The sequence below is a fragment of the Isoptericola croceus genome (genome assembly GCF_029382255.1).
Lineage (GTDB): Bacteria > Actinomycetota > Actinomycetes > Actinomycetales > Cellulomonadaceae > Isoptericola > Isoptericola croceus.
Map to the genome: position 1 here is coordinate 1 of NZ_JARLLG010000320.1, position 268 is coordinate 268.

A 268-nucleotide genomic window follows, 5' to 3' on the forward strand; every position below is an offset into this window, starting at 1 on the left:
GGCACCCACGTCTACCCGCTGGCCGGGACGATCTTCGAGAAGTCCACCACGCCGCTAAAGTCGTGGTTCTACGCGATGCACCTGATCGCGTCCACCCGCTGCGGAATCTCCGCGAAACAGCTAGAGCGGGAGCTTGGCGTCACCTACAAGACGGCGTGGAGAATGTTCAACCAGATCAGGAAGCTCATGGCCGACGACACCGGGATGCTCGGCGGCGAAGTCGAGATGGACGAAACCTACGTCGGTGGCAAAGAGCACGGCGTCATGG

The 268-nt window shown here is 61.6% G+C and carries 1 protein-coding gene; it reads left to right on the forward strand.

Features of this window, described 5'->3' with window-relative positions; translation table 11 throughout:
• On the forward strand, positions 1-268 hold a 268-nt coding region (locus tag PZC42_RS21500; RefSeq protein ID WP_277214204.1), incomplete at both ends, for an IS1595 family transposase.